This is a genomic window from Streptomyces sp. NPDC002104 (genome assembly GCF_053593795.1).
Map to the genome: position 1 here is coordinate 22,069 of NZ_JBSFDF010000040.1, position 15,458 is coordinate 37,526.

Here is a 15,458-nt window from a genome sequence, read left to right on the forward strand (position 1 = left end):
CCTCGGGCTGTGCCCGCCCCCCTCGGGCTGTGCCCGCCCCCCTCGGGCTGTGCCCGCCCCCCTCGGGCTGTGCCCGCCCCCCTCGGGCTGTGCCCTGACACTCGGGCTGTGCCTGGACCTGGTGGGGCTGTACGTAGGTTTCCTCGGGGTTAGTGGGCCATGGCATGGGTGGCTGTGGGGTCCGGGTGGCCCTTCGGGAGGAGGAGGGGGGTGGCCAGGGCAAGGGCCAGGGACGGGTAGGCGAGAGTGGTGAAGTCGGCTGAGGCCAGGGCGGCGATGGCGAGGGCCGCGCCCAGTTCGTGCGAGGTGCCGACCAGGCCGGAGGCCAGGCCGGTGTGGGCCGGGGCGACTTCGGACAGGGCCGAGGTCGTGGCGCACACGAACGCCGCCCCGAGTCCGAGGGCCAGCAGGGTGAAGCCGGGGACCAGGCCCGACCAGAGGCCGCCCACGGAGGTGAGGGCCGCTCCCGCGGCGGCCACGGTGAACGCCGCCGCGCCGACCGGGCGCCAGCCGAAGCGGGGGAGCAGCCGGGAACCCAGGTGCGCGCCCGCGGTGGCGGCCACCGCCGCCGGGAGGAAGGCCAGTCCGGTGACCAGGGGGCTGCGCCCGAGGGACTGCTGGATGTGTAGGGAGCTCAGGTAGAACCCGGTCACGAGCAGGCCCGCCGCCCCCAGCATCACCGCGCTGCCGCCCAGCAGGGAGCGCCGGCCCGGCATGGCGGGGGGCATCAGCGGGTTGGCGGAGCGGCGCTGGGTCGCGATGAGGAGGGCCGTCACGGCGAGGGCGGCGAGGGTGGGGAGCCAGGAGCGTTCGGTCAGGCCGTAGACGAGTGCGCCCGCTGCCAGCGTCGGCAGGAGGATCGCCGGAACGTTCAGCGGGGGTGTCCGGCGGCGCGTGGTGTCCGCGGTGGTGGGGGACGGACGGCCCAGGAGGAGGGGGACTCCGAGGAGGGCGAGCGCGCCGACGGGCAGGTTGAGGTAGAAGATCCAACGCCAGCCGGGGCCGTCGGTGAGGACCCCGCCGAGCAGGACCCCGAGGGCCGCGCCGGTGCCGCCGATCGCCGCCCACGCGCCGAGGGCGCGGTGCCGGTCCGGACCCTGGAACAGGGTCGTGACCAGGGACAGGGCGGCCGGCGAGAGCAGGGCCGCGCCGACGCCCTGCGCGGAGCGGGCCGCGATCAGCGTGGCGGCGTCCCCCGCGAGCCCGGAGGCCGCCGAGGCGCCGGTGAAGAGGGCCAGCCCGGTCAGGAACGTCCGTACCGCGCCGAACCGGTCCGCGAGCCGGCCACCGGCCAGCAGGAGGGCGCCGAAGAACAGGGTGTACGCCGTGACGATCCAGGTCAGGCCGGGGCCGGAGAGGGAGAGATCGGTGGCGATGGCGGGGAGGGCGACGTTCACGACGGTGACGTCGGCGATGAGCATGAACTGGGCCAGGCAGAGGAGGACGAGGGTGGGGACGGGGTGACGGCTCGGGTGGGCGCCTGGGTGGGCGCTCGGGTGGTGGCCGGGGTGTGGGTGTGCGGCCTTGTTCTGTGTCCGGTCCTGGGCGGGCGGGATGTGCGAGGGCATGGCGAAGCCGCTCCTAAAGTTAACAGTGGTGTTAGGGATTGAGTATGCGGCTTGGCCCGGGGAATGTGAACAGGGGTGTTAAGTTTGCGGGCATGGTCTCCGACGCACCCCGCTCCCGCCGCGCCGACGCCGAGCGCAACGCCGCCGCGATCGTCGACGCGGGCCTCGACTGCTTCCTCGCCGATCCGCAGGCGAGCATGGCAGCGATCGCTCGCGCCGCCGGAGTCAGCCGCGTCACGCTCTACTCGCACTTCCCGACCCGGGAGGCCCTTCTCGACGCCGCCCTCGACCGGGCCGTCGACGAGGCCGCGGCCACGCTGGAGGCGCTCGACGGTGGGAGTGGGAGTGGGAGTGGGAGTGGCGGTGAGGGTGGGGGCGGGTCGGCCGCCGCGGGCGGCGCCGAGGAGGCCCTCGGGGTGCTCATCCGCAGCTCGTGGCGGGTTCTCGACCGGCACTCCGCGGTGTTCGCGGCCGTCTCCGCCGCGCTGCCGCCCGAGCGGCTGCGCGAGCGCCACGACCGGATCCTCGCTCCCGTCCGCCGGCTGATCGGCCGGGGCCGGGAGAGCGGTGAGCTGCGTGCCGACCTGTCCGCCGACTGGCTGGTGACGGTTGTCTACAGCATGGTCCACGCGGCCGCCGCCGAGGTCCAGGCCGGTCGGATGACCCCCGCCGAGGCGCCGGAGGTCCTCACGGCCACCGTCCTCGCCGCGGTCTCGGCCCGGGCCGCCGGCCCCGGAGTGCCGTCGGGGCCGGCGGCCTGAGGGCCCGGCATCGGCCCGGGGCCCGAGGCTCCCGTCCGGCGCCCCGGAGGCTTCCCCGGGCGCCGATCGGCCCGCCCCTGCGAGCGGCTCTACCGCCCCGGACCCTGCGAGCCCCGGGCTCTGCCGCCCCGGGCCCTGCGCCCCGGGCTTTGCCGCCCTGGGCTTTGCCGCGCCGGGCTCTGTCACCCCGGGCTTTGCCGCCCGGGGCTTTGCCGCCCGGGGCTTCGCCACCCCGGGGCTTCGCCACCCCGGGCTTCGCCACCCCGAGCCCTGCCGCCCCGGGCCCTGAGTCCCGGACCTGCGCCCCGAGCCCTGCCGCCCCGGGCCCTGAGCCCCGGACCTGCGCCCCGAGCCCTGCCGCCCCGGACCCTGAGCCTCGGGCCCTGCGCTTCGCGGGCCCTGTGCCCCGGGCCCTGCGCGCCCCGCGCCCCGAGCCTGACGGAGGCTCCGTACGTCAGGAGCGTGGAGCCCGCCCGTCTCCGCGCGGGCCGGAACGGCGGGTGGCCCGCGCCCTGGGCCCGGGCGGGCCGGAGGCCCGGGACCGCGTCCGCGCCGGCCCCCGGGCCGGGCCGGCCCCGGGCCCGTCCGCGCCGGGGCCCGGCCCGTACGCGGTCCCGGAGCGGGGCTCCGGGGGGCCCCTGGCTCCTTGGGGCCCGTAGCCGCCGGAGGGTCGCCGTACGCCGAAGGCCCCGGCCGCTGCCCTGGGGAAGGGAGGCGGCCGGGGCCTTCGGTTACTTCTCGGTGTGCACCGCACCCGCGTGGCGAACGCTTCGTGTGCGGCGCGGAGTGCCGGTCGGGAGCGGGAGAGAGGGCCCGCTGGATCCTTGCCCGGCGATCACATCAGGGGCTCAGCCCTGAAGGGAGGCAACCTTGGTCGCCAGCGCCGACTTCTTGTTGGCGGCGGCGTTCTTGTGGATGACACCCTTCGAGACGGCCTTGTCGAGCGCGCGGGAAGCGGCGCGGGAAGCCACGGTGGCCTTCTCGACGTCACCGGCGACGACGGCCTCACGGGCCTTGCGGATGGCGGTCTTGAGCGAGGACTTGACGGCCTTGTTGCGAAGGCGAGCCTTCTCGTTCGTCTTGTTGCGCTTGACCTGGGACTTGATGTTCGCCACGAAAGAGCCTTTGCAGGTTCAGAGATTTGATCTTCGGATTGCGTCCCGTAGAGCTAGAGGGCACACGAGACACAGCTGCTCAGGTTACCAGCTGCCTTCCGACCGGCCCAAACCGGGCGCACTCCCCGGTTCATGGGACCATGGGAGTCTGCGTATAGATCCGACTGGAGCCAGGCCAGGTCCGACTGGACCCCGGCCAGGATCCGATGTCGCGCAGACCGACGCCCACACTTCGTTCCGACTGCGACCCGAGAATCAGGACACTGCGTGCCCGCGATCCCCAGCCACGTGCCCGAGCCGAGCCGTACCGACCCGGCGCTGATCCGCAACTTCTGCATCATCGCGCACATCGACCACGGCAAGTCGACCCTTGCCGACCGGATGCTCCAGCTCACCGGCGTGGTGGACTCGCGGCAGATGCGCGCCCAGTACCTCGACCGCATGGACATCGAGCGTGAGCGCGGCATCACGATCAAGTCCCAGGCCGTCCGGCTGCCCTGGGCGCCGAACACGGGCGAGGACCAGGGCAAGACCCATGTCCTCAACATGATCGACACCCCCGGGCACGTCGACTTCACCTACGAGGTCTCGCGCTCCCTGGCGGCGTGCGAGGGCACGGTCCTCCTGGTGGACGCGGCCCAGGGCATCGAGGCGCAGACCCTCGCCAACCTGTACCTGGCGATGGAGAAGGACCTGGCGATCGTCCCGGTCCTGAACAAGATCGACCTGCCGGCCGCCCAGCCGGAGAAGTTCGCCGAGGAGCTCGCGAACCTGGTCGGCTGCCAGCCCGAGGACGTCCTGCGCGTCTCCGCCAAGACCGGTCTCGGCGTGGACGCGCTGCTCGACAAGATCGTCGCCACCGTCCCGGCCCCGGTCGGTCCCAAGGACGCCCCGGCCCGCGCGATGATCTTCGACTCGGTCTACGACTCGTACCGCGGTGTCGTGACGTACGTGCGTGTGGTCGACGGCCAGCTCAACAAGCGCGAGCGCATCCGGATGATGTCGACCGGCGCCACGCACGAGCTGCTGGAGATCGGTGTCTCCTCCCCGGAGATGACCCCGGCCGACGGCATCGGCGTCGGCGAGGTGGGCTACATCATCACCGGCGTGAAGGACGTCCGTCAGTCCAAGGTCGGTGACACCATCACCAGCCTGAACAACGGCGCGACCGAGGCCCTCGGCGGCTACAAGGACCCGCGCCCGATGGTCTTCTCGGGCCTGTACCCGCTCGACGGCTCGGACTACCCGGACCTGCGCGAGGCCCTGGACAAGCTCCAGCTCAACGACGCCGCGCTGGTCTACGAGCCCGAGACCTCGGCGGCGCTGGGCTTCGGCTTCCGCGTCGGCTTCCTCGGCCTGCTGCACCTGGACGTGGTGCGCGAGCGCCTGGAGCGCGAGTTCGGCCTCGACCTGATCGCCACCGCGCCGAACGTGGTCTACCGCGTCGTCATGGAGGACGGCAAGGAGGTCAACGTCACCAACCCGAGCGAGTTCCCCGAGGGCAAGATCAGGGACGTGTTCGAGCCGGTCGTACGGGCCACCCTGCTCGCGCCCTCCGAGTTCATCGGCGCGATCATGGAGCTGTGCCAGCAGCGCCGCGGCACCCTCCTCGGGATGGACTACCTCTCCGAGGACCGGGTCGAGATCCGCTACACGCTCCCGCTCGCGGAGATCGTCTTCGACTTCTTCGACCAGCTGAAGTCCAAGACCCGCGGTTACGCCTCCCTCGACTACGAGCCCACCGGCGAGCAGGCCGGCAGCCTGGTCAAGGTCGACATCCTGCTGCACGGTGACAAGGTCGACGCCTTCTCCGCCGTCTGCCACAAGGACGCCGCCTACGCCTATGGCGTGCGCCTGGTCGCCAAGCTGCGCGAGCTCATCCCGCGGCAGGCCTTCGAGATCCCGATCCAGGCGGCCGTCGGCTCCCGCGTCATCGCCCGCGAGACCATCCGCGCCATCCGCAAGGACGTCCTCGCCAAGTGCTACGGCGGTGACATCTCCCGTAAGCGGAAGCTGCTGGAGAAGCAGAAGGAAGGCAAGAAGCGCATGAAGATGGTCGGCTCCGTGGAGGTCCCGCAGGAGGCCTTCATCGCCGTCCTCTCCAGCGACGAGTCCGGCGGCAAGAAGAAGTAGCCGCGGCGAAGTCATCGCATGCGAAGCAGGCCCCCGCGCTCCGGCGCGGGGGCCCGTTTCGTATCCGGCCGCGGAGCGGAATGCGGGGCCGCGGGCGTCCGCTTCGTTATGAATCGGCGTCCCAGGGGCCCTTACGCGCCAGGCGGAGGGCCCCTAGTCTGATCACTGCTCGTTGGTTACTCGCCAGTTACAAGCCCTGTACATGCCCTGCCGCGTGGTCCGGAGGATGTCCGTGAGCGACACACAGACCTTGATCGAGAACCGCCCGCCCACCGTGGCGACCCTCTTCCTGGAGCGTGTCGCCGCCACGCCGAACGCCGAGGCCTACCGCTACCCGGTCCCCGCCGCGGACGGCAGGGGAGGCCCGGACGACTGGAAGTCCCTCAGCTGGGGACAGGCCGCCGAGCGGGTTTTCGCCATCGCGGCCGGACTCGTCGAGCTCGGGATCCAGCCGGAGCAGCGCGTCGCACTGGCTTCCAACACCCGGGTCGAGTGGATCCTCGCCGACCTCGGCGTGATGTGCGCCGGCGGCGCCGTGACCACCATCTACCCGAGCACGAACGCGGAGGAGTCGGCGTTCATCCTCTCCGACTCCGAGAGCCGGATCCTGATCGCCGAGGACGCCGCGCAACTGGCCAAGGCCCGTGAGCGCCGCGCCGACCTGCCCGAGCTGGCCCACGTCGTGGTCGTGGAGGCCGCCGACGCCGTCCCGGCCGACGGCGACCCCGAGGGCTGGGTGCTCTCGCTGGCCGACCTGGAGGCGCGCGGCCGCGAGCACCTGGCCAAGCACCCCGAGGTGGTCGAGGAGCGGATCGCGGCCATCACCGCAGACCAGCTCGCCACCCTCATCTACACCTCGGGCACCACCGGCCGGCCCAAGGGCGTGCGGCTGCCGCACGACAACTGGTCGTACATGGCCAAGGCCACCGTGGCCACCGGCCTGATCACCAAGGACGACGTCCAGTACCTCTGGCTGCCGCTCGCGCACGTCTTCGGCAAGGTGCTGACCTCCGGCCAGATCGAGGTCGGCCACGTCACGGCCGTCGACGGCCGCATCGACAAGATCATCGAGAACCTGCCGATCGTCCAGCCGACCTACATGGCGGCCGTCCCGCGCATCTTCGAGAAGGTGTACAACGGCGTCGCGGCCAAGGCCCGGGCCGGCGGCGGGGCCAAGTACAAGATCTTCCAGTGGTCCGTCGGCGTGGCCCGCGAGTACGCCAAGGTCACCCAGGACAACTTCCGGCGCACCGGCCGGGCCAGCGCCCCCCTGGGCCTCGCCACCCGGCACAAGGTCGCCGACGCGCTCGTCTTCTCCAAGCTCCGCGAGGCCTTCGGCGGCAACCTGCGCGCCGCCGTCTCCGGCGCCTCCGCCCTCGCTCCCGAGATCGGCTACTTCTTCTCCGGCGCGGGCATCCACATCCTGGAGGGCTACGGGCTCACCGAGTCCAGCGCCGCCTCCTTCGTCAACCCCGGCGAGGCCTACCGCACCGGCACCGTCGGCAAGCCGCTCCCCGGCACCGAGGTCCGCATCGCCGACGACGGCGAGGTGCTGCTGCGCGGCCCCGGCATCATGCAGGGCTACCACGGACAGCCCGAGAGGACCGCCGAGGTGCTGGAGGCCGACGGCTGGCTGCACACGGGCGACATCGGCGAGCTCTCCGCGGACGGCTACCTGCGCATCACCGACCGCAAGAAGGACCTGATCAAGACCTCGGGCGGCAAGTACGTCGCCCCGGCGGAGATCGAGGGCCAGTTCAAGGCGCTCTGCCCGTACGTCTCCAGCATCGTCGTCCACGGCGCCGACCGGAACTTCTGCACCGCCCTCATCGCCCTCGACGAGCCCTCCATCCTGGTCTGGGCCGCCGAGAGCGGTCTGGAGGGCAGGACGTACTCCCAGGTCCTGGCCGCGCCCGAGACGAACCGGCTCATCGAGACCTACGTCCAGACCCTCAACGAGGGCCTCCAGCGCTGGCAGACGGTCAAGAAGTTCCGCCTCCTGCCGCGCGACCTCGACGTGGAGCACGGGGACCTCACCCCGAGCCTCAAGCTGAAGCGGCCGGTCGTCGAGCGCGAGTTCAAGCACCTCATCGACGAGATGTACGAGGGCTCCCGGGAGAAGTAGCGCCGGGCGCCGCGCGCGGCCGTAAACGACCTTGGGGCAGTGCGGGACAATGGGCCCATGCCTTCCGCACTGCCCGACGGTGAACCCATGCCCGAAGACGGCTCGCTGCCGCCCCACGCCCTCGCGGGCGCCGGGGAGCGGCCGCTCGGGTTCTACCTGCACGTCCCGTACTGCGCCACCCGCTGCGGGTACTGCGACTTCAACACCTACACGGCCACCGAGCTGCGGGGCACCGGCGGCGTGCTCGCCTCCCGGGAGAACTACGCCGACACCCTGATCGACGAGGTCCGGCTCGCGCGCAAGGTGCTCGGCGACGACCCCAGGGCCGTACGGACCGTGTTCGTGGGCGGCGGTACGCCCACGCTGCTGCCCGCCGGCGATCTCGTACGGATGCTCGCGGCGATCCGCGAGGAGTTCGGGCTGGCCGAGGACGCCGAGGTCACCACCGAGGCGAACCCGGAGTCGGTGAACCCGGAGTACCTGGCGGAACTGCGCGCGGGCGGCTACAACCGGATCTCCTTCGGCATGCAGAGCGCCAAGCAGCACGTCCTGAAGGTGCTCGACCGCACGCACACCCCCGGGCGGCCGGAGGCCTGCGTCGCGGAGGCGCGGGCGGCGGGCTTCGAGCACGTGAACCTGGACCTGATCTACGGCACGCCGGGGGAGTCCGACGAGGACTGGCGGGCCTCGCTGACGGCGGCGCTGGGGGCCGGGCCCGATCACATCAGCGCCTACGCGCTGATCGTGGAGGAGGGCACGCAGCTCGCGCGGCGCATCCGGCGGGGCGAGGTCCCCATGACGGACGACGACGTCCACGCGGACCGGTACCTGATCCTCGACGCGGTCATGGCGGAGGCGGGGTACTCCTGGTACGAGGTCTCGAACTGGGCCACCTCCGAGGCCGGGCGGTGCCTGCACAACGAGCTGTACTGGCGCGGGGCCGACTGGTGGGGGGCCGGGCCCGGGGCGCACTCGCACGTGGGCGGCGTGCGCTGGTGGAACGTGAAGCATCCCGGCGCGTATGCGGCGGCGCTGGCGGAGGGGCGGTCGCCGGGGGCGGGAAGGGAACTCCTCTCGGAGGAGGACCGGCGGGTGGAGCGGATCCTGCTGGAGCTCCGGCTCGTGGACGGGGCGCCGCTGTCCCTGCTGGCGCCTGCGGGCCTTGCCGCGGCCGGGCGGGCCCTGGCCGACGGCCTCCTCGAAGCGGGCCCGTACGCGGCCGGACGGGCCGTCCTGACCCTCCGTGGACGCCTCCTGGCCGACGCGGTGGTCCGCGACCTGGTGGACTAGCCCTGAAGGGGCAGGGCCGCGGAACCCTGGCTACGCCGTCACATGGTCGATCAGGTGCTCCACCGCGCCCAGGAGCGTGGGCTCCAGGTCCTTGTACGAGGTCACCCGGGACAGGATGTGCTGCCAGGCGGCGCCCGTGTTCTCCGGCCAGCCCAGGGCGCGGCAGATGCCCGTCTTCCAGTCCTGGCCGGGCGGGATCACCGGCCAGGCGCGGATGCCCAGGGCCGACGGCTTGACCGCCTGCCAGACGTCCACGTACGGGTGGCCCACGATCAGGACGTGCGGGGAGGTCACCGCGGCGGCGATGCGGGACTCCTTGGAGCCCGGGACCAGGTGGTCCACCAGGATGCCGAGGCGGGCGTCGGCGGCGGGGGCGAAGTCCGCGACCACCGACGGGAGGTCGTCGATGCCCTCCAGGTACTCCACCACGACGCCCTCGATCCGCAGGTCGTCGCCCCAGACCCGTTCGACCAGTTCGGCGTCGTGGCGGCCCTCCACGTAGATCCGGCCCGCACGGGCCACCCGGGCCCGGGCCCCGGGCACCGCGAGCGAACCCGAGGCCGTACGGGCCGGGGCGGCCGGCGCGCGGACCGGGCGGGTCAGGGTCACCACCGCGCCGTCCAGGAGGAAGCCGCGGGGTTCGAGGGGGAAGACGCGGCGCTTGCCGAAACGGTCCTCCAGGGTGACCGTGCCCGCCTCGCAGGCCACCACCGCGCCGCAGAAGTCCGTACCCGCCACCTCGACCACCAGGTCCGGATCGGCCGGCACCTCGGGGACGGGCTTGGAGCGCTTCCACTGCGGGGTCAGGTCGGGGGAGTACTCGCGCATCCGGCCGAGGGTAGGAGAGCGGGCCGGTTCAGTGGCCCGACACGCCGAAGCGGGCGGCCAGTGTGTCGCGTTGGGCACGGACGAAGGCCGCGTCGACCACCGCTCCGTGACCCGGCACGTACAGAGCGTCGTCCCCGCCCAGGGCCAGGAGCCGGTCGAGCGCGGCGGGCCACTGCCGCGGCGTGGCGTCCGGGCCCGCCTGCGGCTCCCCGGACTCCTCGACGAGGTCGCCGCAGAAGACCACCTCGCGCGCCCCGGGCACGAAGGCCGCCAGATCGTGCCGGGTGTGTCCCGGGCCCACGTTCGCCAGCAGCACCTGCACCCCGCCCAGGTCGAGCGTCCACTCGCCCGACACCAGGTGCCGGGGGACCACCAGCAGATCCGCCGCCTCGGCGGCCTCGGCCTCCGGCAGACCGTGCCGGACCGCGTCGGCCCGCAGCTCGTCCCGGCTCACGGAGAGCAGGGCGTCCAGGCCGACCGGGCCGTAGACCTCCGCCCCCGCGAACGCCGCACCGCCCAGCACGTGGTCGAAATGTCCGTGTGTGAATGCGAGATGGGTCACGCGCCGCCCCGCCAGCCGCTCCGCCTCGGCCCGCACCAGCGCGCCCTCCCGCAGGGAGGACCCGGGGTCGATGAGAAGGGCCGAATCCTCGCCCACCACCAGTCCCACCGTGCAATCCCACACCGGCAGGCGCTTGCGGCCGGACCGTTCGGTGAGCCGTTCCCAGCCCGCCTCTTCCCAACGCACGTCCATGCCGCGACGCTACCTTGGCGGGCCGCCCTTGCTAGGGGTGCACCACCCCGCCGTACACTGACCGGGGGATCTCTGGCACTCGAACGCTCAGAGTGCCAGCAGGCAGGGCCTGCCGAAGCCGCGAACGACGGAAACGATGGAGGTGTGCGCGCGATGCTCAGCGAACGCAGACTCGAAGTGCTGCGCGCCATCGTCCAGGACTACGTCGGGACGGAGGAGCCGGTCGGCTCCAAGGCGCTCACCGAGCGGCACCGGCTCGGGGTCTCGCCCGCCACCGTGCGCAACGACATGGCCGTGCTGGAGGACGAGGGCTACATCGCCCAGCCCCACACCAGCGCTGGCCGGATCCCCACCGACAAGGGCTACCGCCTCTTCGTCGACAAGCTGGCGGGGGTCAAACCGCTGTCGACGCCCGAGCGCCGGGCCATCCAGAACTTCCTCGACGGAGCCGTCGACCTCGACGACGTCGTCGGCCGCACGGTGCGGCTGCTCGCGCAGCTCACCCGGCAGGTCGCCGTCGTCCAGTACCCCTCGCTCACCCGGTCCACCGTGCGGCACGTGGAACTGCTCTCGCTGGCCCCGGCCCGCCTGATGCTCGTCCTCATCACGGACACCGGCCGGGTCGAGCAGCGGCTCGTCGACTGCCAGGCCCCCTTCGGGGAGGCCTCGCTCGCGGACCTGCGGGCCCGCCTCAACAGCCGTGTCGTCGGCCGTCGGTTCACCGACGTGCCGCCGCTGGTGAAGGACCTTCCGGAGTCCTTCGAGAACGAGGACCGGGCGACGGTGAAGGCCGTCCTCGACACCCTTCTCGAAACGCTGGTCGAGGAGGCGGAGGAGCGGCTGATGATCGGCGGCACCGCCAACCTGACCCGCTTCGGACACGATTTTCCCCTGACGATCAGGCCGGTGCTCGAAGCGCTGGAGGAGCAGGTCGTGCTCCTCAAGCTGCTGGGCGAGGCCAGTGAGTCGGGAATGGCCGTAAAGATCGGGCATGAGAACGCCTACGAGGGACTGAACTCCACGTCCGTCGTCTCGGTCGGCTACGGTTCGGGCGGCGAAGCAGTCGCCAAACTCGGCGTGGTCGGACCGACCCGCATGGACTACCCCGGAACGATGGGAGCGGTACGCGCAGTGGCACGTTACGTCGGACAGATCCTGGCGGAGTCGTAAGTGGCCACGGACTACTACGCCGTTCTCGGCGTGCGCCGCGACGCATCGCAGGACGAGATCAAGAAGGCATTCCGTCGGCTCGCGCGCGAGCTGCACCCGGATGTGAACCCCGATCCCAAGACGCAAGAGCGTTTCAAGGAGATCAACGCCGCCTACGAGGTCCTCTCGGACCCGCAGAAGAAGCAGGTCTTCGACCTCGGCGGCGACCCCCTGTCCTCCTCGGGCGGCGGCGGGGCCGGCGGCTTCGGAGCGGGCGGCTTCGGCAACTTCTCCGACATCATGGACGCCTTCTTCGGCCAGTCCTCGCAGCGCGGACCGCGCTCGCGGACCCGCCGCGGCCAGGACGCCATGATCCGCCTCGACCTGGAACTGGACGAGGCCGCCTTCGGCACGACCAAGGACATCCAGGTCGACACGGCCGTCGTCTGCACCACCTGCTCCGGCGAAGGCGCCGCCCCCGGCACCTCGGCGCAGACCTGCGACATGTGCCGCGGCCGCGGTGAGGTCTCGCAGGTCACCCGGTCCTTCCTGGGCCAGGTCATGACCTCGCGGCCCTGCCCGCAGTGCCAGGGCTTCGGCACCGTGGTCCCGACCCCGTGCCCCGAGTGCGCGGGCGACGGCCGGGTCCGCTCCCGCCGCAGCCTCACCGTCAAGATCCCGGCCGGCGTCGAGAACGGCACCCGGATCCAGCTCGCGGGCGAGGGCGAGGTCGGCCCCGGCGGCGGCCCCGCCGGCGACCTGTACGTGGAGATCCACGAACTGCCGCACCCGACCTTCCAGCGGCGCGGGGACGACCTGCACTGCACGGTCACCATCCCCATGACGGCGGCGGCCCTGGGCACCAAGTGCCCGCTGGAGACGCTGGACGGCCTGGAGGAGATCGACATCCGGCCCGGCACCGGATCCGGGCAGGCGATCCCGCTGCACGGGCGCGGCGTCACCCACCTGCGCGGCGGCGGACGCGGCGACCTCATCGTGCACGTCGAGGTCACCACCCCGGGCAAGCTGGACCCGGCCCAGGAGGACCTGCTGCGCCAGCTGGCCAAGCTGCGGGGCGAGGAGCGGCCGATGGGCCAGTTCGCGCCGGGTCAGCAAGGCCTGTTCAGCCGCCTGAAGGACGCCTTCAACGGGCGCTGAGCCGCGCGCGGAGCAGCGTACGGGCAGCGTACGAGAACACCTGCGAGCCCGGTCCGGGGATGCCCCGGACCGGGCTCGCGGCCTGCGCGGCGGCGGGGCGGCGGCGGTATTCGGGCACCCCGGTGAAGGGGACTATGCCAGGCGAATGCCGTGATTCGGTCCCGTGAGCGGGACATGGCACGATGCAGCTCATGTCCTCCGCACCGAACGGTCTCTTCGCGTACCCGATCGTGCAGGCGCCCATGGCGGGCGGCGCGTCCTGCCCGCCGCTCGCGGCCGCCGTGTGCGATGCGGGCGGGCTGGGCTTCCTCGCCGGCGGGTACAAGACCGCCGACGGCATGTACCAGGAGATCAAGCGGCTGCGCGCGCTCACCCGCCGCCCCTTCGGCGTCAACCTCTTCCTGCCGCAGGCCTCCCTCGCCGACCCGGCCGCCCTGGAGGTCTACCGCGGGCACCTCGCCAACGAGGCCGCCTGGTACGGGATCTCCCTCGCCGACGAGGACATCATCGGCACCATCGACGACGGCTACGACGCCAAACTGGCCATTCTCATCGAAGACCCGGTCCCCGTGGTCTCCTTCACCTTCGGCCTGCCCTCCTCCGAGGCCTTCACCCGCCTGCGCAAGGCCGGTACGTACACGATCGCCACCGTCACCTCCGTCGAGGAGGCCCGCGCCGCCCAGGAGGCCGGCGCCGACGCCGTCTGCGTCCAGGGCGTGGAGGCGGGCGGCCACCAGGGCACCCACCGCGACGACCCGCAGGGCGACGGCACCGCCGGGGTCGGCCTGCTCGCGCTCGTCGCGCAGGTGCGCGAGGCCGTGGCCCTCCCGATCATCGCGGCGGGCGGCCTGATGCGCGGCTCGCAGATCGCCGCCCTGCTCGCCGCGGGCGCGGAGGCCGCGCAGCTCGGCACGGCCTTCCTGGCCTGCCCGGAGTCCGGCGCGCACCCCCTGCACAAGAAGGCCCTGACCGACCCGCTGTTCGTCCGCACGGAGCTGACCCGGGCCTTCTCCGGACGGCCGGCCCGCGGACTGGTCAACCGGTTCATGCGCGAGCACGGCCCGTACGCCCCGGCCGCGTACCCGCAGGTCCACCACCTGACCGCGCCGCTGCGCAAGGCCGCCGCCGCGGCCGGGGACCCGCAGGGCATGGCCCTGTGGGCGGGCCAGGGGCACCGGCTGGCGCGGGCCCTGCCGGCCGGGGAACTGGTGGAGGTGCTCGCGGCGGAACTCGGCGCGGCACAGAACGCGTTGAAGGCAATGCAGATGAGGAGTGCGTCATGACCGCCCCGGTGTTCGTGGTCGAAAAGGTTCCCGCGGGGCCGGAGTTCGTCCTGGACGGTTCCGAAGGCCGCCACGCGGTGTCCGTGAAGCGGCTGGCCCCCGGCGAGGACGTGGTCCTGACCGACGGCCTGGGCCGGTGGACCGAGGGCGTGGTCAAGGCGGCGGAGGGCAAGGACCGCCTGGTGATCACGGACCTGGAGTCCGTCATGGAGGAGCCCGAGCCCACCGTCCGGATCACCGTCGTGCAGGCCCTGCCCAAGGGGGACCGGGGCGAGGTCGCCGTCGAGACCATGACGGAGACCGGCGTCGACGCGATCGTGCCCTGGCAGGCCTCGCGCTGCATCACCCAGTGGCGCGGCGACCGGGGCGCCAAATCCCTCGCCAAGTGGCGGGCCACCGCCCGGGAATCCGGCAAGCAGTCCCGCCGGGTCCGCTTCCCCGAGGTCGCGGAGGCGCTGTCGACCAAGCAGGTCGCGGCGCTGCTCGCGGAGGCCGACCTCGCGGTGGTCCTGCACGAGGACCGGGACGCGCCCTCGGGCGCACTGGCCACCGCGGAACTCCCGGCCGCCGGCTCCATCGTCCTGGTCGTCGGACCCGAGGGCGGGGTCTCCCCGGACGAGCTGGCCGCCTTCGCCGCGGCCGGGGCGCACCCGTACCGGCTGGGGCGGTCGGTGCTGCGCACCTCCACGGCCGGCACGGCCGCGGCGGCGGTCCTGCTGGCGCGGACGGGGCGCTGGTCCTGACGGGCCCGCTGGTCCTGACGGGCTGGGGGTCCTGACGGGCCTGTGGTCCTCACGGGCCTGTGGTCCTGACCGGCCGCAGGGCCTGGCAGGCCCGCTGGCCGCTGGTGGGTGCGGTGGCCCTGGCGGGTCCGGTCGCGGGTGGTGGATACGATGCCGGAACCGATCACCCGTCACGACGAAGGGCTCAGCACATGGCCGGGGAACCGCAGGCAGACTGCCTGTTCTGCAAGATCGTCGCGGGGACCATTCCCGCGACGGTCGTCCGGGAGACGGACACGACCGTCGCCTTCCGCGACATCAATCCGCAGGCGCCCACCCACGTCCTCGTCATCCCGAAGGCGCACTACCCCGACGCCGCCTCCCTCGCGGCCGCGGAGCCCGGGATCGCCGCCGACGTCCTGACCGAAGCCGGCCGCGTCGCGGTCGACGAGGGGCTCGCCGACCACGCCTACCGGCTCGTCTTCAACACCGGCGCCAGGGCCGGTCAGGTCGTCTTCCACGCGCACGCGCACGTCCTCGGCGGCCGCGGCTTCGAATGGCCCCCGGGATAA

The 15,458-nt window shown here is 72.7% G+C and carries 13 protein-coding genes; 9 read left to right on the top strand and 4 right to left on the bottom strand.

Annotated features, from left to right (window positions below; all coding sequences use genetic code 11):
- Positions 1 to 149 precede the first annotated feature (149 nt).
- A complete protein-coding gene (locus ACWCP2_RS27780) occupies positions 150 to 1,568 on the bottom strand; it encodes an MFS transporter (RefSeq protein ID WP_450911310.1) in 1,419 nt (472 codons plus the stop codon).
- Positions 1,569 to 1,660: 92 nt separating this feature from the next.
- Between ACWCP2_RS27780 and ACWCP2_RS27785 the strand changes: the two genes are divergently transcribed.
- Entirely contained in the window at positions 1,661 to 2,329 is a 669-nt protein-coding gene (locus ACWCP2_RS27785; RefSeq protein ID WP_450911311.1) for a TetR/AcrR family transcriptional regulator, read from the top strand.
- 848 nt (positions 2,330 to 3,177) lie between these two features.
- On the opposite strand, the gene rpsT is transcribed toward ACWCP2_RS27785, so the two are convergent.
- On the bottom strand, positions 3,178 to 3,444 hold the full coding sequence (gene rpsT / locus ACWCP2_RS27790) for a 30S ribosomal protein S20 (protein WP_250739437.1): 267 nt from the start codon (positions 3,442 to 3,444) through the stop codon (positions 3,178 to 3,180).
- A gap of 267 nt (positions 3,445 to 3,711) precedes the next feature.
- Between rpsT and lepA the strand changes: the two genes are divergently transcribed.
- The 3 genes from lepA (at position 3,712) to hemW (ending at position 8,992) form a co-directional block, all read left to right on the top strand.
- Positions 3,712 to 5,577: a translation elongation factor 4 gene (gene lepA / locus ACWCP2_RS27795; protein WP_450911312.1), complete on the top strand. Its 1,866-nt coding sequence runs from the start codon at positions 3,712 to 3,714 to the stop codon at positions 5,575 to 5,577.
- 232 nt (positions 5,578 to 5,809) lie between these two features.
- Positions 5,810 to 7,702: an AMP-dependent synthetase/ligase gene (locus ACWCP2_RS27800; protein WP_450911313.1), complete on the top strand. Its 1,893-nt coding sequence runs from the start codon at positions 5,810 to 5,812 to the stop codon at positions 7,700 to 7,702.
- 57 nt (positions 7,703 to 7,759) lie between these two features.
- Positions 7,760 to 8,992, top strand: coding sequence for a radical SAM family heme chaperone HemW (gene hemW, locus ACWCP2_RS27805; protein WP_450911314.1), 1,233 nt, complete (start codon positions 7,760 to 7,762; stop codon positions 8,990 to 8,992).
- Between the two features lie 30 nt (positions 8,993 to 9,022).
- Here hemW and ACWCP2_RS27810 read toward each other — a convergent pair whose 3' ends face one another.
- Together ACWCP2_RS27810 and ACWCP2_RS27815 are read right to left on the bottom strand one after the other, a co-directional pair.
- A complete protein-coding gene (locus ACWCP2_RS27810) occupies positions 9,023 to 9,820 on the bottom strand; it encodes a DUF3097 domain-containing protein (RefSeq protein ID WP_450911315.1) in 798 nt (265 codons plus the stop codon).
- A 28-nt stretch (positions 9,821 to 9,848) separates the two neighbouring features.
- Positions 9,849 to 10,574, bottom strand: coding sequence for an MBL fold metallo-hydrolase (locus tag ACWCP2_RS27815; protein WP_450911316.1), 726 nt, complete (start codon positions 10,572 to 10,574; stop codon positions 9,849 to 9,851).
- Between the two features lie 153 nt (positions 10,575 to 10,727).
- On the opposite strand from ACWCP2_RS27815, the gene hrcA reads away from it, so the two are divergent.
- The 5 genes from hrcA to ACWCP2_RS27840 all read left to right on the top strand — a co-directional run bounded on the left by hrcA (position 10,728) and on the right by ACWCP2_RS27840 (position 15,458).
- Entirely contained in the window at positions 10,728 to 11,744 is a 1,017-nt protein-coding gene (gene hrcA, locus ACWCP2_RS27820; RefSeq protein WP_450911317.1) for a heat-inducible transcriptional repressor HrcA, read from the top strand.
- On the top strand, positions 11,745 to 12,881 hold the full coding sequence (gene dnaJ, locus ACWCP2_RS27825) for a molecular chaperone DnaJ (protein ID WP_250739430.1): 1,137 nt from the start codon (positions 11,745 to 11,747) through the stop codon (positions 12,879 to 12,881).
- A gap of 191 nt (positions 12,882 to 13,072) precedes the next feature.
- Positions 13,073 to 14,164 (top strand): nitronate monooxygenase, encoded by a 1,092-nt coding sequence (locus ACWCP2_RS27830; RefSeq protein WP_450911318.1) that lies wholly within the window; start codon positions 13,073 to 13,075, stop codon positions 14,162 to 14,164.
- Positions 14,161 to 14,907, top strand: coding sequence for a 16S rRNA (uracil(1498)-N(3))-methyltransferase (locus tag ACWCP2_RS27835; protein ID WP_450911319.1), 747 nt, complete (start codon positions 14,161 to 14,163; stop codon positions 14,905 to 14,907). Before ACWCP2_RS27830 ends, ACWCP2_RS27835 begins: the two co-directional genes overlap by 4 nt.
- 191 nt (positions 14,908 to 15,098) lie before the next feature.
- Positions 15,099 to 15,458 (top strand): histidine triad nucleotide-binding protein, encoded by a 360-nt coding sequence (locus ACWCP2_RS27840; RefSeq protein ID WP_382971127.1) that lies wholly within the window; start codon positions 15,099 to 15,101, stop codon positions 15,456 to 15,458.